Here is a 23919-nt window from a genome sequence, read left to right as displayed (position 1 = left end):
CAGAGTCAAAAGAGACAGTCTTGCCATGCAGACAAAACACAACAGGACTCAGGCGAAATGGGGAGCGGAGGGAGGCTGGGCGACTTCGCTCTTGATAGTGATTTCTGCCAGCAGCTGGCGCAGCACGCGCGCATCGCTGGCCAGCGCCACGTGGCCGATGCCGCCGAAAGCGATATTGCGCGCGCCCGGCAGCTGCGCGGACGCTTGCGGCGCGACGATATTGTCGTGATGCGAATAGATCGACGTGATCAGGGCACGCGTCTCGGGCGTTTCGCTGGCGGCCAGCTGCGCCAGCCAGCCGCTGGGCGTGCCATTGACGCGGCTCATCTGGCGCGCATTGGCGCCCGCCGCCAGGTTGGCCAGCGCCGTGCCGTGGTGCGGCGTGCCGATCGTGATGATGCGGGCCACGCGGGCCGCGCCGTAATGGCGCAGCCAGGCGCGCGCCACCAGGCCGCCCATGCTGTGGGCGACGAGAATCACGCGGTCGCTGCCCGTGCGGGCACATAGCTCGGTGATGGCTTGTTCGACCAGCGGCACGAACTCCTCGATATCGGCGTTGATCGGTTCCAGGTCGATCGCCTTGTGCACGATACCGGCCCGTGCCAGCTGCAGGCTCAGCTTAGTCCAATAGCCGCCGTTGCACACATAGCCGTGCACCAGCAGCACCGGCATGCCCTGGCCGGGGATGCTGCCGGCCGCATGCAGGCGCGGACGCAGCATGCCCCATGACGACGTCCACAGGGTGGCACGCAATTCGCCCAAAAACAGGCGCGCCGCGCCCATGGCGCCCAGCTGGTATTCAGGCGGCACGGGGCTGCCCAGGCGCCGGCTCTCCCAGAAATTGCGCACGACGATCATCGCGCGCACGGCCAGCAGCATGGCCAGCGCCAGCAGCACGGCCAGCAGCGGCGAGGCGACGCCCCACGCCTGCATGGCCAGGTACGCCAAGCCCAGCACGGCCAGCACTTGCAGCAGCATCAGCCACTTGAGGATGCGCGCGATCATGCGGCCGCCGCGACGGGAACGGGCGCGGGCTTGCCCGTCAGCGCTTGCGCCAGGCCGCTGGCCAGGCGCGCTGCCAGCGCGTAGATCGTCAATTGCGGATTGGCGCCGATCGACGTGGGGAACAGCGAGCCGTCATGTACGGACAGGTTGCGTACGCCGTGATAGCGGCCATCGGCCCCCGTCACGCCCAAGCGCGCATCGTCCGACATGGCGCAGCCGCCCATCACGTGGGCCGACACCACGCGTGCCAGCAGCGCCTTCATCGGCAAATCGCCGATGGCCTGCTTTGCCTGCGCCCAGCTCGTGTAGTGGCTGGCCAGCTCATGCACGGGATAGACGCTCCTGGCGCCGGCCGCGAACTGGATTTCCGCCATCGACAGCAGCGCGCGCCGCACGCCATCCCAGAGAAAAGGCGTGAGCGGATAGTCGAGCACGGGCGCGCCGAAACCGTCGATGGACACCGTGCCGCCCGCCGCATCATGGTGAAAGCCGTCGCGCAGCAGCGCCAGCAAGGCGTGCGCATGGGGAAATTCGCGCATGGTGCGCGCATGTTCGTCACCGAAGCCGCCCATGGTGGTGGCCATCAGCAGCGGGTGCAAGGGCGGCGCTTCGAGCTTGTAGCCGATAGGGCCATCGATGGGCGCCGTATGCAGGAAATGGTCGGAATAAATCGTCTGCGGCGCGCCCGCATAGGCGTCGACCCTTTGCTGGAACAGGCCCGCCGAGACCACGGTCGGATGCAAAAAGGTGCGCCGGCCCAGCAAGCCGTGCGGGTCGGGCGCCTGCGAGCGCAGCAGCAGCGCGGGCGAGTTGATGGCGCCGCCGGCCAGCACAAAGTGTTTCGCGCGCAGCGTCAGGCGCACGCCCGTGGGCGCCTGTCCGGCGGCGTCCAGCGCCGTCACCTGCAGGCTGTCGATGCGCTCGCCCTTGAAAGTGAAACGTTCGGCGCGCGCATGCACGAGCAGGCCCGCGCCCAGCGCCAGCGCCGACGGGATCGTCGTCACCAGCATCGACTGCTTGGCGTTGGTCGGGCAGCCCATGCCGCAGTAGCCGAGGTTCCAGCAGCCGTTCACGTTGCGCCGGATGGCGGCCGTGGGGATGCCCAGCGCCGTGGCGCCACGGCGCAACAAGTCGTTGTTTTCGTTGGGCGGCGCGGCCCAGTCGCTCACGTGCAGGCGTTTTTCCATCATGGCGAACCACGGCGCCATGGCATCGACGCCATAGCCGGACAAGCCAAAGTGCTTGCGCCAGTATTCGAGGGTGCCGGGCGGCGTGCGAAAGCTCGAGGTCCAGTTGACGGTGGTCGAACCGCCGACCGTGCGCCCCTGCAGGATATTGATCGCCTTGTCGCGCGTCTTGCGCGCGGCCGATTCCTGGTACAGCGCGGGATAAGCGTCCGCTTCGCGCATCTTGAAGTCTTGCGAGGACTTCAAGCCGCCCTCTTCGACGATCAGCACTTTCAAGCCGGCCAGCGCGAGGATTTCCGCCGTCACGCCGCCGCCGGCGCCGCTGCCGATGACGACGACGTCCGCTTCCAGGGTGCGGTCGGCGGCCAGGGTGCTGGCGTCGGTGACGTTCCAGCCTGCGGCCAGGCCGGCGGCGATCGGGTCGGGTATGGGGGATGTGCTCATGGATGCCTTATGCGCTCAGTTCGGGCAGCGGTCCCGGATAGCCGATGGCGGCCCAGTGGGCGGCATCGGCATACCAGGCGCCGAGGATCAAGTCGTGCAGGGCCAGGTAGGCCGTCTGCAGGGTGGCCAGGCGGTGCGTGCGCCACGACTGCAAAAAGGCGGCCACCTGTGCCGGGTCGGCGTCAAGCCAGCCGCCATGCACGCCAGCGACGAAGCGCCGCGCGGGCGCCAGCGCCAGTAAGCCAAACAAGTCCTGCACTTCCTGCTGCGCCGCCAGCGGCAAGCCGCGGATGGCCGTGTCCACGCCGGCGATGGCGCCATCAAGCGCCGTGGCCCGCGCGGTCGCGTCCCCAGTCAGTGCGCTGCCCAGCATCGCCGGCACGATGGCCGCCAGCGCCGCGCGCGCTTCGCCATCGAGCACGAAGCGGCCAGGCGGCGCCGGCCCGCGTACCAGCCGGTAGGCGGCGCCGCCGGCGGCCAGCACACCGGCGCCGAGCACGCCCAGTTTCAGAAACGATCTGCGTCGCATCCCCATTCTCCCTTGTTTTGTACGGCCTTTTGCAGGCCAGTGTACGCCAAAGGGGGCGGCGATCCGCGCGCAAAAACTAGAGCGACCCGTCTAGTTTGCGCGACGGGAACCACAGCAGCAACATGGCCAGCAGCGCCGCCAGCGCGCCGCCGATGGCGATGCTGGGCAAGCCAAAGGCGACGATCAGCGCACCGCCCAGCGCGCCACCGGCCGCCGTGCCCGCATTGAAGGCGGCGATATTCAAGCCCGCCGCCACGGCGTCGCTGCCAGGGCAATGCTGCTGCGCCAGGCGCAGCAGCCGCATGGTCGACAAGGTCACGAGGGCGAAGAACAGCAAGCCCAAAGTGCCGCACAGGGCCAGCATGGCCACGGGCTGGGCGCGCAGCACATAAAACGCCAGCAAGTTGAGCGCCAGCGCGGCCAGGGCCAGCACGGTGGCGCGCAGCGCGTGGGGACGGTCCGCGCACCAGCCGCCCAGCAGGTTGCCGCCGATGGCGCACGCGCCAAAGCACAGCATGGCGGCGCCCAGCCAGGCCGCATCGAGTCCGCCCAGCTGCAACAGGAACGGCGAAACATAGGTGAAAAAACTGAAGGTGGCCACGCTGACCAGCGCCGCCACGCCGGCCGCCAGCAGCAGGGGCGGCTGCACGATGGCGCGCAGGCTGGCCAGGGCCGAGACGGCAGCGGTTTCCTGGCGCACGGTCGGCATGGCAAAGCGCAAGCCGGCGCCGCCGCACAGGGCCAGCACGCCGATGACCGCAAATACCCAGCGCCACGACGAGACGGCGCCCAGCCACGTCCCCAGCGGCACGCCGCCCGCCAGCGCCAGGGTCAGGCCCAGCCAGACGATGGACAGCGCCCTGCCCGCGCGGGATGGGTCGACCAGGCTGGTGGCCGCATGCGAGGCGACAGCCATGAACACGCCATGCGCGAGTCCCACGGCAAAGCGCACACCAAGCAGCGCGCCCAGCGCCGGCGCGGCCGCCATGGCCATGCTGCCGGCCGCCAGCACGAGCATCGTGGCCACCAGCACCTGGCGCGTGGGCCGGCGCGCCAGCATGGCCGTCAGGATCGGTGCGCCGATGGCCGCCCCCAGCGCATACGCGGCAATGGCGCCGCCGGCCGCCGCCACGCTGGCGTGCAGGTCGCGCGCCATGGGCGTCAACAGGCCGGCGGCGATGAATTCGGACAAGCCAAAGGCGAAGCTGCACAATGACAGCAAATAAATAGAGGGTGGCAGCGCGCGGCTGCGCGATGAAACGATAGACATGGCAATTCCTGACAATCAAAACGCCATGCTGGCCCTTGGACCATCATCTGTAAAATATCTTATTCATCTTGAAATGAGACCCTGCAAGTCTCAATGCGAGACAGACCGCCGCAGCTGCGCCAGCAGCCGCTCGCGCACGGGGGACGTGCGCTGCGGGTCCCAGGCCATGTACAGGTCGAGCTGGCGCAACGCTTCGGGCGCGTTGCTTGCCAGCGGCAGCATGACCACGCCGGCAGGTGCGCAGGCCGCCAGGCTGGCCGGCAGCAGCGCCACGCCAAAGCCTGCCGCCACCAGTCCCAGCACCGTTTGCAAGCGGCGTGCCTGCTGCACCACGCGCGGCACGAAACCCGCATGCAGGCACAGGCTGGCCAGCTGGTCGTGGAAACCCTGGCCCAGCTCGCGCGGCGAAGCGACGAAATCGTCACCGGCCAGGTCCGCCAGATCCACCCTCGCCTGGCCCGCGCAGCGGTGGTCCAAGGGCAGCGCGATCACGATGTCTTCGCCCGACAGGCGCTCGAAGCGCAAGCCCGGCGTGCTGCGGCCCGGTGCGCGCAGCAGGGCGATATCGACCTCGTTTTTTTCCAGCCACTCGACCTGCTGCTGCGTCGATGCTTCGCGCAAGGTGAATTGCACGGCGGGCGAGGCGGCGCGAAACGCGCGCAAAGCATCGAGCACGTGGGCGTAGGGCGTGATGTGGATGAAGCTCAGGCGCAAGTGGCCCTCGATGCCTTGCGCCACGCGGCGCGCAGCGGCCACGCCCTCTTCCAGGCTGGCCAGCACCTGGCGCGCCGTGGCCAGGAAAGTGCTGCCGGCCGGGGTCAAGGCGACCTTGCGGTTCGTGCGTTCGAAAACAGGGTAGCCGAGCACCTCTTCCAGCCGCAATATCGCCTGGGACAAGGGCGGCTGCGCCATGTGCAGCCGTTCGGCCGCGCGCCGGAAATTGAGTTCCTCGGCGACGGCGATGAACTGGCGCAGCAGCCGGGTCTCTATCATGGGCCTTTTTTGGCTACCGCCAGGATATGGCGCGCGATGCCGCGCAGGATATTGACTTCTTCCGTTTCCAGCCCCGTACGCGAAAACAGGCGTTTCAGGCGCGGCATGAGCTTTTTCGGATTGTCGGCGTCGAGAAAATCGATGGCGACCAGCGCCTGCTCCAGATGCGCATACATGCCGTCGACCTGCGCCAGGCTGGCCGCGTCGCCATGAAAACCGACGGGGCTGGACATTTGCCCATCGCCGAGCGCCGCCACGCGGCATTCATAGGCGACGACCTGCGCCGCCTGCGACAGGTTCAGCGACGAATACTCGGGATTGGCGGGGATGTTGATCAGCACATTGCACTGCTCGACGATCTCGTTTGGCAAGCCGAAGCGCTCATTGCCGAAGATGACGGCCGCGTGCAAGTCTGCGCCGGCCGCCAGCTGGGCCGCGATGGCGCGCGGGGCCGTGACGGGCGGCGAAAATTCGCGCAACCGGGCCGACACGGCGGCCGCGTAATTGCAGCCTTCAAGCGCCTCGGCGATCGAGCCGACGATGCGCGCGCCCGACAAAATATCCTGCGCGCCGCTGGCGAAGGCCACCGCTTCCGCATCCGTCAAGGCATCGGGAAAGCGGGGGTTGACCAGCACCAGATCGGAAAAACCCATCGTTTTCATGGCGCGCGCGACGCCGCCAATGTTGCCAGGACGACTAGTTTCGACAAGAATAAATCGCAGGCGTTTGAAAAGAGACGTGTTGATTTCGGGCAGATTCATTTAAAATAGCGCTATTGCGCGGTATCGATACAGGAAATTTCGGGAAACGGAGTCACAAAACGCTGACGCCAGGCCGGGATTTTAACCACTTCGGCACCGCTCCGCTCTTTAATTCATTCTTGCACTCTATCGTACCGGCGCCGCAAGGCGGCCATGGGCGGTCGCGTGCTTTTAACGGAAGCTCACATGCACCCAATGCTCAACACGGCGATCAAAGCCGCCCGCCGCGGCGCCGCCGTCATCAATCGCGCCTCTTTTGACCTCGACCGCGTCGTCGTCACGGAAAAACAACATAACGATTTCGTCACCGACGTCGACCAGGCGGCCGAACAAGCCATCATCGAGGTGCTGTCCAAAGCCTACCCGGACCACGCGTTCCTGGCTGAGGAATCGGGAGCTTCCGCCAACTCGCACGACGAGAATGAATATCAGTGGATCATCGATCCGCTGGACGGCACCACCAACTTTATCCACGGTTTCCCGCAATACTGCATTTCGATCGCCCTCGCGCATCGCGGCGTCGTCACGCAAGCCGTCATCTACGACCCGGTCCGCAACGACCTGTTCACGGCCACCAAGGGCGCCGGCGCCTACCTGAACGAAAAACGCATCCGCGTCACCAAGCTCGACCGCATCTCGAACGCCCTGCTGGGCACCGGCTACGTGGCCGGCAGCGCCCGCGCGCTGGACGAATACCTGAAGATGTACGCGATCATGGGCGAACGCAGCCAGGGCGTACGCCGCGCCGGCTCGGCCGCGCTGGACCTCGCTTACGTCGCTTGCGGCCGCCTGGACGGCTTCTACGAAAAAGGCTTGAAGCCTTGGGATATCGCAGCAGGCGCCCTGATGATCACGGAATCGGGCGGCATCGTTGGTGAATTTTCCGGCGAATCGGACTACCTGTACAAGGGCGACGTCATCGCCGCCAGCCCGAAGATCTTTGGCCAGATGATCACCTTGCTGACGCCATTCGCCTGATTGCCAGGCAAGGGCTGATGTAAAGAAGCTGCCGGAGGAAACTCCGGCAGCTTTTTTTTGCCCGCTCGGCTACCCCTCAGCTGCCCCGCATGGCCGGCAGCAGCACGCGGTAAATCTGCAGGAACGCCGGGCCCATCAGCACGACCATCAGCGACGGGAAAATGAAAAAGATCAGCGGAAACAGCAGCTTGAGGGCGATCCTGGCCGCCGTTTCTTCGGCGCGCTGGCGCCGCTTGGTGCGCAGCTGGTCGGACTGCACGCGCAGCGACGCGGCGATGCTCGTGCCGAAGCGTTCGGCCTGGATCAGCAAGGTCACCAGTGCGTCCACGTCTTCCACGCCCGTGCGCAGGGCCAGATTGCGCAAGGCCTTGTCCTTGGCGCTGCCGGCGCGCAGTTCCAGCGTCACCAGTTGCAGCTCTTCGGCCAGCACCGCGCTTTTCAGGCCGATTTCCTGCGCCACGCGCGCCAGCGCCGCATCCATCGCCAGCCCCGCTTCGACGCACACCGTCATCAGGTCCAGCGCATCGGGAAAGGTCTCGAACACTTCGCGCTGGCGCTGTTTCAAACAGTGGGACAGCCAGACATTGGGCAGGTAATAGCCGAGGGCGGCCGCCGCAACCAGCCATAACAGCATATTCTGTCCGCCCTGGCGCAGCAGGAAATACACGAGCAGCGGCAAGCCCACGAACAGGCCCGTCTTGGCCGCATAAAACAGGGCCGGCGCGGCCTGGCTGCGCCAGCCGGCATGGACGAAGCGGCTGCGAATGGGCGAACTTTCCCAGCCTTCGTCGGGCAGCGACAGCCTGGCCAGCGGGCGCGTGAGGCTGACGGCGTGCGCCACCCAGCGCCGCCTCGCATGGCGCTCCCGGTCGCCGGCGGCGCCCGCATCACCGAGCGATTGCAGCCGCTGCTGTACGGCACTGCCGGCGAACAGGCGCAGCACCAGCACGGCCAGCGCGAAAACAATCAGGAACAGCAAGCCCAGCAAAGCCAGCTGCGACGCATTCATGCCGCTCATCGTGTTTGCTCTTTCATGTCACACCCGGATATGGATAATTTTTCGGATACAGAGCACGCCAACCAGCAGCAAGCCCAGCGCCACGCCGACCATCTTGCGCCCGCCCGCATCCGTGTACAGCACGGCAATGAATTGCGGATTCATCACGTACATCATCAGCGCCGCGCCAAACGGCAGCAAGCCCAGTACCCAGGCCGACATGCGCCCTTCGGCCGACAGCACGCGCACCTGGCCCAGCAATTTCAATCGGTCGCGGATGATGGCGCTGATGCTGCCCAGCAATTCAGTCAGGTTGCCGCCCGTTTCCCGCTGGATCAGCACAGCGATGACGACATAGCGCAAGTCCGTGCTGGGCACGCGCGCGGCCAGGTTGCCCAGCGCATCGGCCATCGCCACGCCAAAACTGACTTCGTCGAACACGGCGCGAAACTCGTCGGCCAGCGGCCCCGTCATCTCCTCGCCCACCATTTTCAGCGCGGTGGGAAAGGCATGGCCGGCGCGCATGGCGCGGCCCATCAGGTCCAGCGCGTCCGGCAGCTGCTGCTCGATGCGCACCAGCCGCCGGCTCCTGGCGCGGCGCGCCAGCAGATACGGCAGCGCGGCGCCGCCCGCGCCCAGACCCAGGCGCACATACCATGGCAAGGGCAGCGCGCTGGCCGCCAGCAGGCCTGCGGTCGCGCCAAGCGCGCAATAGCCCAGGAAGCCGGCCACGAGCCAGCGCATACCCGCCTGCAGCAGCAGTTGCTCGATGCGCCGCGCGCCAGGCAAGCCTTCCAGCACGCCCTGCAGAAACGGATAGCTGCTCAGCGGGCGCTGCTTGGTGATCGACAGCGCCTGTTCGCCATCGCTGGCCGTGTACATGGCTTGCAGGCGCCGCGCCACCCGCGCCGCACTTGGGCCCCGCGCCGCCTGCCACGCCAGCCAGGCGCCCGCCACCAGCAGCACGACGGCAAGGAAGAGGAACAGATAGACAAGATAGGAAAGCATGGCGTTCAGCGTCCCGCCGCGGTGGGTTCGAACAGGGCGGCCGAGACGCCGATGCCAAAGCTGTTCAGGCGCTCGAGGAAGCGCGGGCGGATGCCGCTGGCCGAGAACTGCCCGACCACGGCGCCGCCCTCGGCCACGCCCGTCTGCTTGAAGCTGAAGATTTCCTGCATCGTGATGACCTCCCCTTCCATGCCCGTGATTTCCTGGATCGACGTCACCTTGCGCTTGCCGTCGATCAGGCGCGACACTTGCACCACCACCGACACGGCCGAGCTGATCTGCTGCCGGATGGCCTTGCTGGGCAAATTCGCCGCCGCCATGCTGATCATGTTTTCCAGCCGCGTCAGCGCGTCGCGCGGCGTATTGGCGTGGATGGTGGCCATTGAGCCCTCGTGCCCCGTGTTCATGGCGCCCAGCATGTCGAGCGCCTCGGCGCCGCGCACCTCGCCCAGGATGATGCGGTCGGGGCGCATGCGCAGCGCATTGCGCACTAGCGCGCGCTGGCTCACTTCGCCCTTGCCTTCGATATTCGCGGGCCGCGTTTCCAGGCGCACCACGTGCGGCTGCTGCAATTGCAGTTCGGCCGCGTCTTCCACCGTGACGATGCGTTCCGTATGGCCGATGAAGCCGGAAATCACGTTGAGCATGGTGGTCTTGCCGCTGCCCGTGCCGCCGGAAATGAGGATGTTCATCTTCGCCTTGCCCAGGCCCTGCAGCACTTCTGCCATCTCGGCCGTCATGCTGCGGTAGGCGACCAGGTCGGCCAGGCGCAGCGGATCGGCGGAAAAACGCCGGATCGACATCACGGGACCGTCGATGGCCAGCGGCGGGATGATGGCGTTCACGCGCGAACCGTCGGGCAGGCGCGCATCGACCATGGGACTCGACTCGTCGATGCGCCGGCCCACGCGCGAGACGATCTTGTCGATGATTTTCATCAGGTGGGCGTCATCGTCGAAGCGGATGTCGGTCAGCTCCAGGCGGCCGCCGCGCTCCACATACACTTGCTTGTGGCCGTTGACGAGGATGTCCGACACGCTGGCATCCGACAGCAGGGTTTCGAGCGGCCCGAAGCCCAGCATCTCGTGCTGGATGTCGCGCGTGAGGCTCCGGCGCTCGGCGTCGTTGATGACGACCGCCTCTTCGTCCAGCAAGCGCTCGACGAGGCCGCGCAATTCTTCGCGGATGCGCTCCTGCGACAGGCGCTGCATGCTTTCCAGGTCGACCCGTTCGAGCAGCAGCCCATGGATGCGCAGCTTGAGGGCGCGGTAGCCGTGGTTGTCGATGGCCGCCGCACGTTGCGGCGCGAGCGCGGCGATCTTGGCGCTGCCGAGACGTTCGCGGATGGACAAGGCGGCGGTGGGGGAACTAGCCATGCAATGCTCCTGTTCTGGGGTGTGGGTCAAGCATGTGCATCAAGCGCGCCGCAGGACGCGGCCCAGCCAGCCCTGGCGCGCCGTGCTGGCCACGCCGCCCGCCAGGCTGGCGGCGAACTCCTGCAGCGAGCGGGTGATCGGACTGGCTTTGTCGAGCTGCAAAATCGGCATGCCCTGGTTGACCGAGGCGGCCGCCGAGGCGTAGTGATTGGGCACCGTGCGGTAGACAGCCGTGCCATACGCCGCTTCCAGGTCGCGCAGGCGGATTTCGCCGCCCTTGTCGTGGCGGTTGACGATGATGTGCACCTTTTCCTTCGCGTATTCGAGCGAGCGGAACATGCCCAGCAGGCGCTTGCCGTCGCGGATGTACGGCAAGGTCGCCTGCAGGACGGGAAAGATCATGTCGGCGTGATCGAGCGCACGCACGCTGACGGCGTCGAGGTTGCGGCCCACGTCGAGCACGATGAAATCGTACTGGCGCCTGGCTTGCCGGATGATGGCATCGATGTGTTCGGGCGCCACTTCGCTGGCATGCGCGGGATCCTCGGGCGCGGCCAGCACGCTGTAGTTGGGCAGGATGTGCAGCATGCTCGACCCCAGGAACGAGGAGTCGAGCCGGTGGATGTCGCGCGTGACGTCGGACAGCGTGGCCAGCGGCTTGTTCTCGGAAACGAAGAGCGAGGCGTCGCCAAAATGCAGGTTCATGTCGATCAGGGCAACGCGCTGCTGGCCGCCGGCGGCCAGCGCATAACCGAGGTTGCTGGCAATGAAGGTGGCGCCGCTGCCGCCCTTGCAGGAAATGAAGGCCAGCACCTTGCCGTTGCCATGCTCGCGCCGCTCCAGCTTTTCCTCGATGCGTTCGAGCGCCGCATGCAGGCTGGCCGGCACGGCGGGAAACGGCAGCACGTCGCGCACGCCCGCGCGCATGGCCTGCAGCAGGAATTCGGGCGGCTGCTGGTGGCACAGCACGATGAAGGCCATGCGCGGATGCAGGTTGCTGAGGCGCTCGATGGCGGCCAGGTCGGCGCCGTCGTTCGATGGACGGTCGAAGATCAGCACGTCGGGCAGCGATTGCGCCGCCTGCAGCGGTTCGAGCGATTCGCCTCCCGCGCTGATCTCGTCGAGCCGGTTGCGGCTGCGCAGCAGCCGCCCCAGTTCGGACAGTATTTTTTCATCCCTGGAATTGATGGCGATTTTCACGATATGCCTTGCTGATTCTGTGGTGACGGTGCCAGGCTCACGGGCGCGCCCCGACGCCGATGGTCAGGGCGGCCCCTTGCGGCGCGGGCGCGGCAAAGCTTTTCTGGTACGCCGCGTGGGCGGCCTGCGCGGCCTTGCCGTCGATACCGGCCACGGGGTCGCGGTTCGCGCCCGCCTGCGGCGCCAGCACCTGGCGCGCGCGCAGCTGCTCGACGCTGTGGCCGAACTGGCGGTCCAGGTTCGGCGTGGCGGCGCAGCCGCTGGCGGCCAGGGCGGCCAGCAGCACGGGAAAGTAAAAAGAATGCTGCATGGTGTGCTCCTATTGAATGTCGGGGCCGGCCGGCGCTGTCTGCGTGGCCGCTTCCTGCCGTGGCCGTGGTGGGGCGGCGCCTTCCATTTTTCCTTGCAAGAAGAACTCGCCGCGGCTCGGTGCCACATAGGCGTCGGTCGGCAGCACGACAGCGGCGCCATCGGCGGTATCGAGCGGCTTGACCAGGTGCGGCGTGATGATGAATACCAGCTCGGTACGGTCGGTCTGGAAATCGCTGCTGCGGAACAGCGCGCCCAGCACGGGAATCTCGCCGAGGAAGGGCAAGGCCTTGATATTGGTCGTCACATTGTTCTTGATCAAGCCGCCGACGGCAAAACTCTGGCCATCGAACAGCTGCACCGTCGTCGTGGTGCGCCGCGTGGTAAAGGCCGGCAGCACCGCATTGGCGGCGGCGCCCCCGCCCGTGGTGATGCCGATGCCTTCGCGGTTCAGCTCCGACACTTCCGGCGCCACCTTCAGGTTGATGCGCCCCCCTTCCAGCACGGTGGGCGTGAACTTGACGGCGATGCCGAATTCCTTTTCCTCGAGCGTGATCTTGTTGGTCGTGCTGTCTTGCGCGACCGGAATGAAAATCTTGCCGCCCGCCAGGAAACTGGCTTCCTGGCCGCTGATGGCCATGATGTTCGGTTCGGCCAGCACCTTGACGAGGCCGTCGCGCTTTTGCGCGTCGAGCGTCAGGCCGTTGCCATTCTTGCCGTGCACGGCGCCCAGTTGGCTGGGGTTGCCGCTTAGCAGGTTCGACAGCAGGCCGTAGCTCCAGTTGCCGCGCGTGCCGCTGATGCCCACGCTGGCGCCCAGCTGGTCGACGAGGGTCTTCGACACTTCGGCGATCTTCACTTCCAGCATGACCTGTTGCGGCGCCGCGACCGACAGCATATTGATGACCTTGACGGCGCCGCCCGCACTCGCGGCGCCGTCGGCCGCTGCGGCCGATTCGCCTGCGCCCCGCTGCGCATAGGCTTGCGCCATCTCGAGGATCTGGCTGGCCTTGACGCCGTCGCTCACCTGTCCCGACAGCACGATGCTGCCGCCGGCCGCGCCAACTTTCACGGCGCGCTCGCCAGGGAAGACATAGGCGAGCTGCGCCTGCAAGCCTTCGACGTCGATCTCGACTTCAATATCGACGATCACGGGACGCTGCTGCCGGTCCCACAGGATCAGGTTGGTGCTGCCCGGGGCCAGGCCCCAGACGAACAGCTGACTGGACGAGCCCAGCATCCTGGCGCCGGCCACGCGCGCATCGTTGACGGCGATCTGCGACACCGGCAGGCTCAGCTTGCGCAAGGTGGACTTGCCCACGGCGATGCGCACGGGCTCGCCCAGGCGGGCGATATCGGCGCCCAGCGACATGGTCGGCGCCGCCACGGGCGACATGACGGCCTGCCGGGCCGGCGCCGCCGCGATGGCGCCGCCCGGCCAGGCCAGTCCTGCCGCCAGGGCCAGGCGCATGCCCGCACTCGCGGCGTGCTTACGAAATGTATTCATCGGTCATCCTTGCTTGCCTGCTGATTGTTAAAATTGCTGGACGCTCGTATCCATGCCCTTGACGACGGTGACGCTGTCGCGCGTTGCGGCGCGTGCCGGGGCCGCCTGGCGCCGCGCCGCTCGCACCGGCGCGGGCGCCGGCACCTTCAGTTCCAGCAACGACTCCTTGGTGGCGCCGCCCGTCTTGACGGGGTCTGGATCGACCTGGTTGCGCAGCACCAGCGACAGGCTGCCAACGCTGCGCGCCAGGTCCAGCTTTTCCACCTGCTCCGGCGTCAGTTCCAGGGTCACGGCGTTGACCAACTTGGGCTTGTTGTCGTCGCGGCCGGACTCCTGCGCCACGGCCAGCACGAGGATGCGTTCAAGCACGATCTTGGAAATGGCCAGCGGCGCGCCGCCTGCCGGCCTGGCGCGGTCATCCTGCGTATGCACGAGAATGTCGACGAAATTGCCCGGCAGGGCGAAGCCGGCCACGCCCACCACGTCATTGACGCGCACGGTCATGGCGCGCTTGCCGGCCGCCACGATGGCCGACAGGCCGCCCGTGGCGCCGGGCGGCGCGAGTTTGCTTTCCAGCACGGGCTCGCCCCTGCTGACGGCGGTACGCGTGATGCGCCCGTCGAGCGCGCCGGCCTCGCCGAACGCCCCGGGCGGCATGGCGCCGGCGGGCCAATCCATGCCGCGCAGCATGGCCGGCGTCACCTTCGCGCCCACGCCGATATCGACCAGCGCGACCATCACCGTCTGGCTGGCCGGCGCGCCCTGCCCCGACATCCAGCGCGCGGCCGCCAGCACGGCGGCCCCCGCCATCAGCAGCGCCAGCAGCAGCACGATCGCAACGCGGCTATTTCTCATTGTTTTTCCTCTTGATCAAGCGTGGGGTTCCGGACGGGCGCGTCATGCATGGCCGCCGGCCGCCAGGGCCAGCCAGATGGCGGTGCCGGCGGCAATGGCGATCGCGTACGGCAAGCTGCCGCCCGGCGCGGCAGGTGCATCCAGCTGCGGCGCCTCGCCCGCCGCGGCGCGCAGCCAGCCTTGCAGCAGCAATTGGCGGGCATTCGCCAGCGCCTGGCGCAGCGTGCCCTGATACACGGCGACGGCCAGTGCCAGCACGCCGCCCGCGAGCAGACTGCACAGCACGGCAAACACGGCGGCGCGCGGGCCGAGAAAAGCTCCCACCATCGCCATCAGCTTGACGTCGCCCGCGCCCAGCGCCTTCATCGCATGCATGGGCAACAGCAAGCCCAGGCCGACGGCCATCCCGCCCAGCGCCAGCCACGGTCCGGCCGGCGTTACCCCGGGCAAGGCCAGGCTGTTGAGCAACACGCCCAGCACGGCGCCGGAAAACACGAGCCGGTTGGGAATGCGCCGGCGGCGCACGTCGTGCCAGACAGCCGCGGCAAGCAGCCCCCACAAGACTATGGCGGGGCTGAACGTCCAGAAAGAATGAGGGTCCATCGTGTACCTGATGCAAGCCGAGCGCAGCACAGCATGCGCATCGTTGGGCGGGAAGTCGGCAGGCCGGGCCGGATCGGCAGCCGGCCTGTCGGGGTGCAGCGCGGTGCGCCGGCGTTTTAGATCGCCGCGCCCGTCAGCTTGGTGCCGATCGCCTTGAAGGCGCCATCGAGGCCGGTGGTGAAATAGCCGACGGCCGTTACCAGCGCCGCAGCCACCAGCGCCGCGATCAGCGCATATTCGATCGCAGTCACGCCGTCTTCTTCGGCGATAAAGTTTTTAATGCAATTCATATTATTCCCTTTCAGGTCAAGTTTCAAACATGATAAAAACTGAAAATACAGTCTGAAAATAAAAACATCATCCTTGTTTTTATTTGCCAATTTCTGATGCGTGTATTTTATATAAACAAACATCAAATCGAATCAGAGAAAAGTCATTTTGTGCGCAGTACAAAACATCTTAATTTTTTATTCACATCCAGTACATATGTACCGTCATTCCGCAGGCATGGGCTCGGCCAGCCGGTTGCGGGTGGCGTACACATATAATTCCAGGCGGTTGGTGACATCGAGCTTGCTGTAGATCGATGTCAGATGATTACGCAAGGTTTGCTCCGAGATAAAAGCGCGCTGGGCTATCGCGCGGTTCAGCGCGCCATTTCCTTCCACCATCATGGCAACGATCTTGCGCTCCTTCAGCGTCAGCCTGGCGATCCGCTGCTCTTCCGGATCGGGCGCCGCTTCCGGCTTGTTCAGTACGCCCAGCATGCTGTCGAGCAGCGCCGGATCCAGGCACAACTCGCCTTGATACAGGCGGGCGATAGCGTCGACCATCTGCTTGACGGGCGTTTCCTTGCCCACCACCGCGCGCGCGCCGCTGCGCACGGCGCGCCCGCATGCGGCCTGGTCCTGCGTGCCGCTGAACAGCAAGGCGCGCGACACGCCATTGCCGAGCAGCTGCGGCAGATAGTCGATGGCGCAGGCGCTGGCGCCGCTGCAGCCCAGGTCGGCGTCGAGCACGATGACGTCGGGACACAGGGTCCGCGCCAGCAGCAGCGCGCTGTCGATCTCGGTGGAGCTGGCCACCACCTGCATCGCCGGCTGGGCACCGGCGAGCAACTGCTCCAGGCCCCACAGCCAGGTCTTGTGGTCCGACACCAGCATGACGCGGATGACATTTTTTGTTGACATGCTTTACCTCTTTACTTGAAGCCCACTCCCCTCGGGGGAATGTTGTTGATCCGAATCGGCTTGCCTGCCTCGCCCGCGCGCGCGCCTTCCGCGGCCTCGCGCAGGGTAAGAAGTCATGGGGGCACGAAGGAAGAGGCATCGGGCCGGCACGCGCAAACGCGGTGCGTGGCCCAGGCCAGCGGGCGCCGCATGGCGGGCGTGTGCCGATGGATGGGCAGCGTGGCCAGGGCGGACGAGGCGCGGGCGCGCCAGCGCGGCTGCCACCGCTGCTGTTGCTTACATTGCAGCATTTTTGTTGCATCACCTTGCAAAACAAGTCCTTGCCTGCACGCAGGACAATCCTGACACCAGGCCTGTTTTCATACCCGCGCATATTACTCCCGGCCTTGTAAGGACGGGGCCGGGACAATTGAAATATGGCGATTAATTTCGATTATCTTGACCTGTAATAATTTAAATGGCGGCCACGCCCTTGAAAATCGATATAGAATAATCGCCAGTCAAATGGCGCATTGCCATCCGCCCGACATTCGTCATCGCGAAACTTTACCGGATTATTCCCATGCGTTTAAAAAAGGCCGATTCCCGCATATTGCGCAAGCACGGCGGACAAGGCGGCGCCACCTTGCTTGAATTTGCCCTGATAACGCCGGTCTTTCTCATGCTGATAATCGGCATCATCGAATTGAGCATGGCTTATTTTGCCAATATGACCATGCAGCACGCGGTACGCGAAGGCGCGCGCTATGCCGTCACGGGGGCCAAGGACCTGGACCCCGACAGCGCCAACCAGCAGCGCTACCAGGCCGTGATACAGAAGATCAGGGACAGTTCCATGGGCATGTATGACAAGGTCAGCCCCGTGATCGCCGTCAACGGCAGCGATGCCGTCGGCGCCGCCATGTTCGGCCAGGCCGGCGATATCGTCGTCATTTCCGTCGATTGCCGCTGGGCGTTTGCCACGCCGATGATCCGTGCCCTGTTCCGCGATGGGCAGGCGCATTTCGTCGTGGCCGCCACCATGCGCAATGAAAGCTTTGGCGGCCTGTGATGCGCGGCTACTTTCCTGCGCGCGCCGCGCGCGGCATCGCCGCCGTGGAATTTGCCATCGTGCTGCCGCTGCTGGCGCTGCTGCTGTTCATGGTGGTCGATCTGTCACGCGCCATCCAGGCCAAGACCATCTTGCTCAACATCAGCCGCGAAGGCGCCAACCTGGCTTCGCGCTCCACGTCCGACCTGAGCGGATCTAGCCAGGCCATCATGAACGCGCTGGCGGCCAGCACGCCGCCGCTGGACATGAACCAGCGCGGCATGATCTACATCACCAAGATCATGGGCTACACGGCCAAGAGCGGCATGCGCAACATCGTGCTGGAACAGTACCGCTGGGATGCGGGCGCGAGGGCAAGCGGCTACCTGCCCGCCAGCCAGGTGTGGCAATGCGGCAGCTGGAGCAATGGCGCGTGCACGGGCATCGCCAAGGACGAGTCCGCCCCCACGGTGGCCTTGATGCGGGACCAGCTGTCCGACGGCGAACTGATCTACGCCGTGGAAACTTTCTACCATTTCGACATGCTGTTCGGCACCTTGAAATTTGGCAACAGCACGACGCCCGTACTGGGCCCCAACCTCACTTCGATGACGGTATTCTGATGCGCATTCCACACACGCGGCAAGGCGGGCAAGTGCTGATCATGGTGGCGCTGTCGGCCGTCGTTTTGATCGCCTCGGTGGGCCTGGCCGTCGATTCGGCCCTCGGCTACTTCGTCAAGGCCAAGCTCAACGCGGCCGTCGACTCGGCCAGCCTGGCGGCGGCGCGCGGCGTCACGGCGGGCAGCTCGGAAGAGGAACAGCGGACCAATGCGCGCCAGTCGGCCAAGGAATTTTTCGACATCAATTATCCGGACCAGTTCCTGCTGTCGACGCCGACCCTGCATCCGGTCGGCGTCACGTTCGACAAGGGCAACGTCACCATCGACGTCTCTGCCACCGCGTCGCTGCCCGTCTCGCTGATGGGCGTACTCGGCTTCAAGACCCTGAACGTGGCGGCCAGCGCGCAAACCATCCGCAAGGATCTGGACATGGTGCTGGTGATGGATACCTCGGGCTCACTGGCTAGCAATGCCGACGCCGTGCGGGCGGCGGGCAAGTCCTTCCTGAACAAATTCAACTCCACGGTCGACCGGGTCGGCTTGCTGCACTTCGCCTCGGAAGCGCAGATCGATGTCCCGATCAAGCAGGTCGAGCGCGGTTTCGACCGCGCCAGCATGACCATGAAAGGTGGAAAGATCGATCAATTCGCCTTTGTCGGCGGCACCAATTCTTCCGCAGGCATGTTTCAGGCACGCAAGCAGCTGAACGACATCGGACAGGTCAACCGCTCCAGCCTGCGCGTCATCGTGTTTTTTTCCGATGGCTCGCCTGCGGCATTTTCCTCGTACTTTCCCAATACGGGCGGCAAATGCAAGACGGCGGGCGCGCTGGCCACCTTTACGGCTTTGCAAAACCCCGCGCTGGTCGGTCTGTACAAGATGGCAGTGAGCGACACGCGCCAGTACGGCGACTGCGATGCCATGCAGATCACGGCGCTTCCCCCGTGGTACAACGCGAATAATGCGTACGCCAAAGCCAACGACGCGGCGCTGCGCGAATTTCCCATCGTCACCAACACACCGCGCGTCGTGACCTCGTCCCTATCATCGGCGCAGGTGCAATGGACGAATGTGCACCGCGCCTCGCGCAACCTGGTCGAGGCGATGGCGGCCAAAGCGCGTCAGGAAGGCATTTATGTCTTTACCCTGGGCATGGGCGCCTCGCTGAAAAGCAAGGAAGGACCGGACAACGAACTGGGCGAAGACTTGCTGCGCTGCCTGGCCAATACCACCGATGCGAAAGCGGCTTGCCGCAAGCCGGCCGAACCCGTGGGCCTGTACTGCTATGCGGCCACGGACAGCGACCTGAGCCCGTGTTTCACGCGGCTCGCCTCGGCCATCCTGCGCATTTCCAAGTAAGGCCAGCCCGCTCCTAGAAGGCGAAGCAGCTGCAGCCCAGGGTGCCCCAGAAGCCGGAAAAATCGCTGATCGGCACGGCCGACTTGCGCGCCCGGTCGTGGGCGTGGGCGTGCACCCCGCAGGCGCCCGCGCACTGGTGTGGCATGGCGGCTTGCACCTGCTTCACCACGGGCCGGTAATGGCCGGGCACCGTGCGCACGGGCGACCATTCGGGCAGCACGGGAATCGGCGGCGGCGCCAGTGTCGTGAATTCTGCCTGGCCGTAGACGACCTTGCCGCCCACCATGGTCAGCACGGATTCGATCGACTTGATCGCCTCTTCCGGCACCGTGAAATAATCGGCCGACAGCACGGACAGGTCTGCCAGCATGCCCTCGCGGATGCGCCCCTTCTTGCCTTGCTCGCTGGAGAACCAGGCGCTGCCCGCCGTCCACAGTTCCAGCGCCGTGTCGCGCGACAATCTGCCCGCCGCATCCGTCAGGGCCAGGCCGCCCACGGTGCGCCCCGACACCAGCCAGTACAGCGCCGTCCACGGGTTGTAGCTGGCGACCCGGGTCGCATCCGTGCCGCCGCCCACGGGCACGCCCGCGTCGAGCATGCGCTGCACGGGCGGCGTGGCCTTGGCCGCGTCCGCGCCGTAACGCTCGACGAAGTACTCGCCCTGGAAGGCCATGCGGTGCTGGATGGCCAGGCCGCCGCCCAGCGCCTTGACCCGGTCGATATTGCGCGGGCTGATGGTTTCCGCATGATCGAACAGCCAGTGCAAGCCGCCGAACGGCGTGTCGCGGTTGACCTTTTCGAATACGTCGAGCATGCGGCTGATCGATTCGTCATAGGTGGCGTGCAGGCGGAACGGCCAGCGCTGCTCGACCAGGTGGCGCACGACCTTTTCCAGCTCGTCTTCCATGCCGGCCGCCAGCTCGGCGCGCGGCTCGAGGAAATCCTCGAAGTCGGCGGCGGAAAACACGAGCATTTCGCCGGCGCCGTTATGCCGGTAAAAGTCCGTGCCGTCACCGGGCTTGATCATGCCCGTCCACCTCTGGAAGTCCTGCAATTCCGCGCCCTTGTTTTGTGTGAACAGGTTGTAGGCGATGCGGATGGTCAGCTGTTCTTTTTGCGCCAGCTCGTCGACAACGGCGTAATCCTCGGGATAATTCTGGAAGCCGCCGCCCGCGTCGATGGCGCTGGTGATGCCGAGGCGGTTCAATTCGCGCATGAACTGGCGCGTGGAGTTCACTTGCAATTCCAGCGGCAGCTTGGGGCCTTTCGCCAGCGTGGCATACAGGATCATGGCGTTCGGGCGGGCGATCAGCAAACCTGTCGGGTTGCCGGCCGCATCGCGTACGATCTCGCCGCCGGGCGGGTTCGGCGTGTTCTTGTCGTAGCCGACGGCGCGCAGTGCGGCCCGGTTCAGCAGTGCGCGGTCGTACAGGTGCAGGATGAAGACGGGCGTGTCGGGCGCGGCCGCATTGATTTCATCGAGGGTCGGCATGCGCTTTTCCGCGAACTGGAACTCCGTCCAGCCGCCCACGACGCGCACCCATTGCGGGTTCGGCGTACGCAAGGCCTGTTCCTTCAGCATGCGCAAGGCATCGGCCAGCGAGGGCACGCCTTCCCAGCGCAATTCCAGGTTGTAGTTCAAGCCGCCGCGGATCAGGTGCAGGTGCGAGTCGTTCAGGCCGGGAATCACCGTGCGGCCAGCCAGGTCGATCACCTGCGTGGCGGGGCCGCGATGGCGCATCACGTCTTCCACGTCGCCCACGGCGAGAAATTTGCCATCGGCGATGGCGACGGCGGACGCCAGCGGCTGCGTCCTGTCGACCGTGTGGAAACGGCCGTTGAGCAAGATGGTGTTTGCGTGCATGGGAACTCCCGGATCAAATGAAAACACGGCCCCGCCGGCGGGTGGCGGAGCCAAAATCAGCGAAAAATCAATGGCCTTCGCTGGCGTTGAACATCGATTTGGCGTAGATCAGGCCCAGGCCATAACCGCCGCCGTGCGCCACGGCCGTCGCCACCGTCTCATTGTAGGTCTCGCCGCGGGCCCAGTCGCGCTGCAGTTCCAGCAAGTATTGCACGGACGTCATCGGCTGCGCACCCGCCTGTATCATGCGCTGCATGGCCATCGCATGGGCTTCGTCGGAGACGTCGCCGCTGGCGTCGGCAATCACGTAGACTTCAAAGCCCTGCTCCAGCGCCGACAGCGCAGGGCCGACGATGCAGACGGAGGTCCACAGGCCGGCCAGCACGATCTTGCCCTTGCCGTAGCCATTCACCTTGTCGGCGATGCGCGCATCTTCCCAGGTATTCATGCTGGTGCGGTCGATCGGCGCCTGATCCGGGAAGACGGACTGGATCTCGTCGAAGATCGGGCCGGAGAACGATTTGGCGGCCACCGTCGTCAAAATCGTCGGCACCTTGAATTCCGCCGCCGCCTTGGCCACCAGGGCCGCATTATTGCGCAGCAGGGCCAGGTCGATGGAGCGCGTGGCGAACGCCATCTGCGACTGGTGGTCGATCATGATCAGGGTATGATCGTTCGGGGTCAGCAGTTTTTTGGCGGCTTGGGCGGTGGCGATAGGCATGATGTTTTCCTTAGTGAAAATAATTGAATATAAAAATACGGATGTCGTTATACGGTGCTGCTGCTCCTGCCCTTGCGTCACGTTGTGTGTGCCGGGCCAGTGCTATGCAGTATGGACGAGATACTTTGAAAACAAAAACGGAAAGAATGCCAAGCTATGTGCAATTTTTTCGATAATACAAAATAACCGCGGCAGCGATCTGTTCGTCAAGGGGGAAACATGGGATTTGAATTCAGGGTTACGGCCAGCCTGGCGCCGGAACAGCGCCAGCACATCGCGCAGCTGCTGGCGGCACGGCCGCAGGCGCCCGGCGCCATGCCCGATACCGACGTCAGGCTGACGGAGGCCGGCCTGTATATCTGCCAGTACCTGCGCCCTGAGCCGTGGCACGGCCTGGAAGCCCTGCGCGCCTGGTTTGATACGCAGGGCGTGCGCTACACTGTCGGCGAGATCGACGACTAAACGCCTTTTCTTTACTTGCGACATTGCAAACCTGAAACAAAACAGGCGCGTTTTTGCCAGGCTGTTATACTTCGCGTGTGCGGCACATATGACCAGTCCCCTTGCCGCTGTCTTTCGACCCCTAATCTGATTGCCTGCGACTGGCGCCTCACGATGGCGACAGGCCGATCTCACAATAAAGTTACCATGTCCTTTTCCTCCCTCGGATTGTCCGACGCTATCGTACGTGCCGTTACCGAACACGGCTACACCGTGCCGACCCCGATCCAGTCGCAGGCGATTCCCGCCGTGCTGGCTGGCGGCGACTTGCTGGCCGGTGCACAAACCGGTACCGGCAAGACGGCCGGCTTCACCCTGCCCGTGCTGCACCGCCTGTCGACGGACGCCAATGGCGCATCCATCACCAGCAACACCTCGACGCGCCCTATCCGCGCCCTGATCCTGGCCCCGACGCGCGAACTCGCCGCGCAGGTCGAGGAAAGCGTGCGCGCCTACAGCAAGTACACCAAATTGAACTCGACCGTGATTTTCGGCGGCGTCGGCATCAACCCGCAAATCAAGCAGCTCAAGCATGGCGTCGACATCCTCGTCGCCACGCCGGGCCGCTTGCTGGACCACATGGGCCAGGGCACGGTCGACCTGTCGAAAGTGGAAATCCTGATTCTCGACGAAGCCGACCGCATGCTCGACATGGGTTTCATCCGCGACATCAAGAAAGTGCTGGCAGTACTGCCGCCAAAACGCCAGAACCTGCTGTTCTCGGCCACGTTCTCGGAAGAGATCAAGGCCCTGGCCGACGGCTTGCTGAACAAGCCAGCCATGATCGAAGTGGCGCGCCGCAATTCGACCGTGGAAGTGATCAAGCAAAAGATCCATCCGGTCGACCGCGACAAGAAGCACCCGATGCTGTCCTACCTGATCAAGTCGAACAACTGGACGCAAGTGCTGGTATTTACGCGCACCAAGCATGGCGCCAATAAACTGGTCGAACAGCTGGGCGCGGACGGCATCGGCGCCCTGGCCATCCACGGCAACAAGAGCCAGTCGGCGCGCACGCGCGCGCTGTCCGAGTTCAAGGATGGCACCTTGCAAGTGCTGGTCGCCACCGACATCGCCGCGCGTGGTATCGATATCGACCAGTTGCCGCACGTCGTCAACTACGACTTGCCGAACATTCCGGAAGACTATGTGCACCGTATCGGCCGCACGGGCCGTGCCGGCGCCAAGGGCGAAGCCGTGTCGCTGGTCTGCGTGGATGAGCACGAAATGTTGAAAGACATCGAAAAGCTGATCAAGCAAACCCTGCCGCGCGAAGTCATCGAAGGCTTCGAGCCCGACCTGAACGCCCGCGCCCAGCCTGTGCAATTGCGCAGCGGCACCGGTGGTCACCGCAACAACAGCCGCGCGCCAGCGGGCGCCGTCGTGCGCGTGAAAACTGGCGGCAGCGGCGCCAAGCCACGCAGCGCCGGCCCATCGGGCGGTGGTGGCGGCGGTAACCGCAGCGGCAATGCGCCGCGTTCGGCAGCATCGCACCGTTCCGGCGGTCGCGGCCGTTAATACCCGCGGGTAAGCGTATCGCAGCAATCAAAACCGTTCCAGGACTTGTTTCTGGAACGGTTTTTTCATGCCCGCCACCAATTGCCGATTTG

At 65.3% G+C, this 23919-nt stretch carries 24 protein-coding genes; 6 read left to right on the top strand and 18 right to left on the bottom strand.

The genetic code is table 11. From position 1 onward, the window contains the following. Positions 1–48: 48 nt before the first annotated feature. The 6 genes from OPV09_RS10100 to OPV09_RS10075 all read right to left on the bottom strand — a co-directional run bounded on the left by OPV09_RS10100 (position 49) and on the right by OPV09_RS10075 (position 6189). On the bottom strand, positions 49–1005 hold the full coding sequence (locus OPV09_RS10100; protein WP_338681503.1) for an esterase/lipase family protein: 957 nt from the start codon (positions 1003–1005) through the stop codon (positions 49–51). After that, on the bottom strand, positions 1002–2636 hold the full coding sequence (locus OPV09_RS10095; protein WP_338681502.1) for a GMC family oxidoreductase: 1635 nt from the start codon (positions 2634–2636) through the stop codon (positions 1002–1004). The genes OPV09_RS10100 and OPV09_RS10095 overlap by 4 nt, the downstream gene beginning before the upstream one ends. Positions 2637–2643: 7 nt before the next feature. Beyond that, on the bottom strand, positions 2644–3171 hold the full coding sequence (locus OPV09_RS10090; RefSeq protein ID WP_338681501.1) for a hypothetical protein: 528 nt from the start codon (positions 3169–3171) through the stop codon (positions 2644–2646). A gap of 70 nt (positions 3172–3241) precedes the next feature. Next, on the bottom strand, positions 3242–4435 hold the full coding sequence (locus tag OPV09_RS10085) for an MFS transporter (RefSeq protein ID WP_338681500.1): 1194 nt from the start codon (positions 4433–4435) through the stop codon (positions 3242–3244). Positions 4436–4525: 90 nt separating this feature from the next. Next, complete coding sequence (locus OPV09_RS10080; RefSeq protein ID WP_338681499.1) at positions 4526–5428, bottom strand: LysR substrate-binding domain-containing protein; 903 nt, start codon at positions 5426–5428, stop codon at positions 4526–4528. Further along, complete coding sequence (locus tag OPV09_RS10075; RefSeq protein WP_070304070.1) at positions 5425–6189, bottom strand: RNA methyltransferase; 765 nt, start codon at positions 6187–6189, stop codon at positions 5425–5427. The genes OPV09_RS10080 and OPV09_RS10075 overlap by 4 nt, the downstream gene beginning before the upstream one ends. A gap of 195 nt (positions 6190–6384) precedes the next feature. Here OPV09_RS10075 and OPV09_RS10070 point away from each other — a divergent pair, with 195 nt between their 5' ends. Further along, complete coding sequence (locus OPV09_RS10070; protein ID WP_034758799.1) at positions 6385–7167, top strand: inositol monophosphatase family protein; 783 nt, start codon at positions 6385–6387, stop codon at positions 7165–7167. Positions 7168–7243: 76 nt separating this feature from the next. Here the strand turns inward: OPV09_RS10070 and OPV09_RS10065 are convergent, their stop codons facing one another. The 10 genes from OPV09_RS10065 to OPV09_RS10020 form a co-directional block, all read right to left on the bottom strand. After that, a complete protein-coding gene (locus OPV09_RS10065) occupies positions 7244–8185 on the bottom strand; it encodes a type II secretion system F family protein (protein ID WP_338681497.1) in 942 nt (313 codons plus the stop codon). A gap of 18 nt (positions 8186–8203) precedes the next feature. After that, positions 8204–9172, bottom strand: a complete 969-nt coding sequence (locus OPV09_RS10060) for a type II secretion system F family protein (RefSeq protein WP_338681496.1) — start codon at positions 9170–9172, stop codon at positions 8204–8206. 5 nt (positions 9173–9177) lie between these two features. Further along, positions 9178–10524 (bottom strand): CpaF family protein, encoded by a 1347-nt coding sequence (locus tag OPV09_RS10055; protein ID WP_338682259.1) that lies wholly within the window; start codon positions 10522–10524, stop codon positions 9178–9180. A 63-nt stretch (positions 10525–10587) separates the two neighbouring features. Then, a complete protein-coding gene (locus OPV09_RS10050) occupies positions 10588–11748 on the bottom strand; it encodes an AAA family ATPase (RefSeq protein ID WP_338681495.1) in 1161 nt (386 codons plus the stop codon). A gap of 37 nt (positions 11749–11785) precedes the next feature. Then, positions 11786–12058, bottom strand: coding sequence for a hypothetical protein (locus OPV09_RS10045; protein ID WP_034758814.1), 273 nt, complete (start codon positions 12056–12058; stop codon positions 11786–11788). Between the two features lie 9 nt (positions 12059–12067). Beyond that, positions 12068–13564 (bottom strand): type II and III secretion system protein family protein, encoded by a 1497-nt coding sequence (locus OPV09_RS10040; RefSeq protein WP_338681494.1) that lies wholly within the window; start codon positions 13562–13564, stop codon positions 12068–12070. Positions 13565–13591: 27 nt separating this feature from the next. Continuing rightward, on the bottom strand, positions 13592–14419 hold the full coding sequence (gene cpaB, locus OPV09_RS10035) for a Flp pilus assembly protein CpaB (RefSeq protein ID WP_338681493.1): 828 nt from the start codon (positions 14417–14419) through the stop codon (positions 13592–13594). Between the two features lie 42 nt (positions 14420–14461). Beyond that, positions 14462–15022: an A24 family peptidase gene (locus OPV09_RS10030; RefSeq protein WP_338681491.1), complete on the bottom strand. Its 561-nt coding sequence runs from the start codon at positions 15020–15022 to the stop codon at positions 14462–14464. A 116-nt stretch (positions 15023–15138) separates the two neighbouring features. Continuing rightward, positions 15139–15312 carry a Flp family type IVb pilin gene (locus OPV09_RS10025; RefSeq protein ID WP_070304077.1) on the bottom strand — a complete coding sequence of 58 codons (174 nt, stop codon included), beginning with the start codon at positions 15310–15312 and terminating at the stop codon, positions 15139–15141. A gap of 204 nt (positions 15313–15516) precedes the next feature. After that, the gene (locus OPV09_RS10020) at positions 15517–16212 is read right to left on the bottom strand and encodes a response regulator transcription factor (RefSeq protein WP_338681489.1); all 696 of its coding nucleotides are present in this window, start codon (positions 16210–16212) and stop codon (positions 15517–15519) included. A 562-nt stretch (positions 16213–16774) separates the two neighbouring features. Between OPV09_RS10020 and OPV09_RS10015 the strand changes: the two genes are divergently transcribed. The 3 genes from OPV09_RS10015 to OPV09_RS10005 are packed head-to-tail and all read left to right on the top strand — an operon-like array spanning position 16775 to position 19223. Next, positions 16775–17263, top strand: a complete 489-nt coding sequence (locus OPV09_RS10015; RefSeq protein WP_338681487.1) for a TadE/TadG family type IV pilus assembly protein — start codon at positions 16775–16777, stop codon at positions 17261–17263. Beyond that, positions 17263–17865 carry a TadE/TadG family type IV pilus assembly protein gene (locus OPV09_RS10010; protein WP_338681485.1) on the top strand — a complete coding sequence of 201 codons (603 nt, stop codon included), beginning with the start codon at positions 17263–17265 and terminating at the stop codon, positions 17863–17865. The genes OPV09_RS10015 and OPV09_RS10010 overlap by 1 nt, the downstream gene beginning before the upstream one ends. After that, complete coding sequence (locus tag OPV09_RS10005) at positions 17865–19223, top strand: vWA domain-containing protein (RefSeq protein ID WP_338681484.1); 1359 nt, start codon at positions 17865–17867, stop codon at positions 19221–19223. The genes OPV09_RS10010 and OPV09_RS10005 overlap by 1 nt, the downstream gene beginning before the upstream one ends. 13 nt (positions 19224–19236) lie before the next feature. Here the strand turns inward: OPV09_RS10005 and OPV09_RS10000 are convergent, their stop codons facing one another. Next, a complete protein-coding gene (locus tag OPV09_RS10000) occupies positions 19237–21087 on the bottom strand; it encodes an amidohydrolase (protein ID WP_338681482.1) in 1851 nt (616 codons plus the stop codon). A 67-nt stretch (positions 21088–21154) separates the two neighbouring features. Next, positions 21155–21808 (bottom strand): hydrolase, encoded by a 654-nt coding sequence (locus OPV09_RS09995; protein WP_070304083.1) that lies wholly within the window; start codon positions 21806–21808, stop codon positions 21155–21157. A gap of 219 nt (positions 21809–22027) precedes the next feature. On the opposite strand from OPV09_RS09995, the gene OPV09_RS09990 reads away from it, so the two are divergent. Continuing rightward, a complete protein-coding gene (locus tag OPV09_RS09990; protein ID WP_338681479.1) occupies positions 22028–22270 on the top strand; it encodes a hypothetical protein in 243 nt (80 codons plus the stop codon). Between the two features lie 186 nt (positions 22271–22456). After that, entirely contained in the window at positions 22457–23827 is a 1371-nt protein-coding gene (locus OPV09_RS09985) for a DEAD/DEAH box helicase (protein ID WP_034758850.1), read from the top strand. Positions 23828–23919: the final 92 nt, after the last annotated feature.

This window comes from Janthinobacterium sp. TB1-E2 (genome assembly GCF_036885605.1).
GTDB classification, from domain to species: domain Bacteria; phylum Pseudomonadota; class Gammaproteobacteria; order Burkholderiales; family Burkholderiaceae_D; genus Janthinobacterium; species Janthinobacterium aestuarii.
Note: the sequence above shows the minus strand (reverse complement) of the source record. Positions and strands in the feature narration are given on the sequence as shown.

Excerpts from the sequence above, each read along its gene's own strand:
- OPV09_RS09985 (WP_034758850.1), top strand. The coding sequence starts at position 22,457 with ATGTCCTTTTCCTCCCTCGGATTGTCCGACGCTATCGTACGTGCCGTT.
- OPV09_RS10060 (WP_338681496.1), bottom strand. The coding sequence starts at position 9,172 with ATGCTTTCCTATCTTGTCTATCTGTTCCTCTTCCTTGCCGTCGTGCTG.
- OPV09_RS10005 (WP_338681484.1), top strand. The coding sequence starts at position 17,865 with ATGCGCATTCCACACACGCGGCAAGGCGGGCAAGTGCTGATCATGGTG.
- OPV09_RS10090 (WP_338681501.1), bottom strand. The coding sequence starts at position 3,171 with ATGGGGATGCGACGCAGATCGTTTCTGAAACTGGGCGTGCTCGGCGCC.
- OPV09_RS09995 (WP_070304083.1), bottom strand. The coding sequence starts at position 21,808 with ATGCCTATCGCCACCGCCCAAGCCGCCAAAAAACTGCTGACCCCGAAC.
- OPV09_RS10075 (WP_070304070.1), bottom strand. The coding sequence starts at position 6,189 with ATGAATCTGCCCGAAATCAACACGTCTCTTTTCAAACGCCTGCGATTT.
- OPV09_RS10010 (WP_338681485.1), top strand. The coding sequence starts at position 17,263 with ATGCGCGGCTACTTTCCTGCGCGCGCCGCGCGCGGCATCGCCGCCGTG.
- OPV09_RS10000 (WP_338681482.1), bottom strand. The coding sequence starts at position 21,087 with ATGCACGCAAACACCATCTTGCTCAACGGCCGTTTCCACACGGTCGAC.
- OPV09_RS09990 (WP_338681479.1), top strand. The coding sequence starts at position 22,028 with ATGGGATTTGAATTCAGGGTTACGGCCAGCCTGGCGCCGGAACAGCGC.
- OPV09_RS10085 (WP_338681500.1), bottom strand. The coding sequence starts at position 4,435 with ATGTCTATCGTTTCATCGCGCAGCCGCGCGCTGCCACCCTCTATTTAT.
- OPV09_RS10070 (WP_034758799.1), top strand. The coding sequence starts at position 6,385 with ATGCTCAACACGGCGATCAAAGCCGCCCGCCGCGGCGCCGCCGTCATC.
- OPV09_RS10020 (WP_338681489.1), bottom strand. The coding sequence starts at position 16,212 with ATGTCAACAAAAAATGTCATCCGCGTCATGCTGGTGTCGGACCACAAG.
- cpaB (WP_338681493.1), bottom strand. The coding sequence starts at position 14,419 with ATGAGAAATAGCCGCGTTGCGATCGTGCTGCTGCTGGCGCTGCTGATG.
- OPV09_RS10100 (WP_338681503.1), bottom strand. The coding sequence starts at position 1,005 with ATGATCGCGCGCATCCTCAAGTGGCTGATGCTGCTGCAAGTGCTGGCC.
- OPV09_RS10045 (WP_034758814.1), bottom strand. The coding sequence starts at position 12,058 with ATGCAGCATTCTTTTTACTTTCCCGTGCTGCTGGCCGCCCTGGCCGCC.
- OPV09_RS10080 (WP_338681499.1), bottom strand. The coding sequence starts at position 5,428 with ATGATAGAGACCCGGCTGCTGCGCCAGTTCATCGCCGTCGCCGAGGAA.
- OPV09_RS10025 (WP_070304077.1), bottom strand. The coding sequence starts at position 15,312 with ATGAATTGCATTAAAAACTTTATCGCCGAAGAAGACGGCGTGACTGCG.
- OPV09_RS10040 (WP_338681494.1), bottom strand. The coding sequence starts at position 13,564 with ATGAATACATTTCGTAAGCACGCCGCGAGTGCGGGCATGCGCCTGGCC.
- OPV09_RS10015 (WP_338681487.1), top strand. The coding sequence starts at position 16,775 with ATGCGTTTAAAAAAGGCCGATTCCCGCATATTGCGCAAGCACGGCGGA.
- OPV09_RS10065 (WP_338681497.1), bottom strand. The coding sequence starts at position 8,185 with ATGAGCGGCATGAATGCGTCGCAGCTGGCTTTGCTGGGCTTGCTGTTC.
- OPV09_RS10095 (WP_338681502.1), bottom strand. The coding sequence starts at position 2,636 with ATGAGCACATCCCCCATACCCGACCCGATCGCCGCCGGCCTGGCCGCA.
- OPV09_RS10030 (WP_338681491.1), bottom strand. The coding sequence starts at position 15,022 with ATGGACCCTCATTCTTTCTGGACGTTCAGCCCCGCCATAGTCTTGTGG.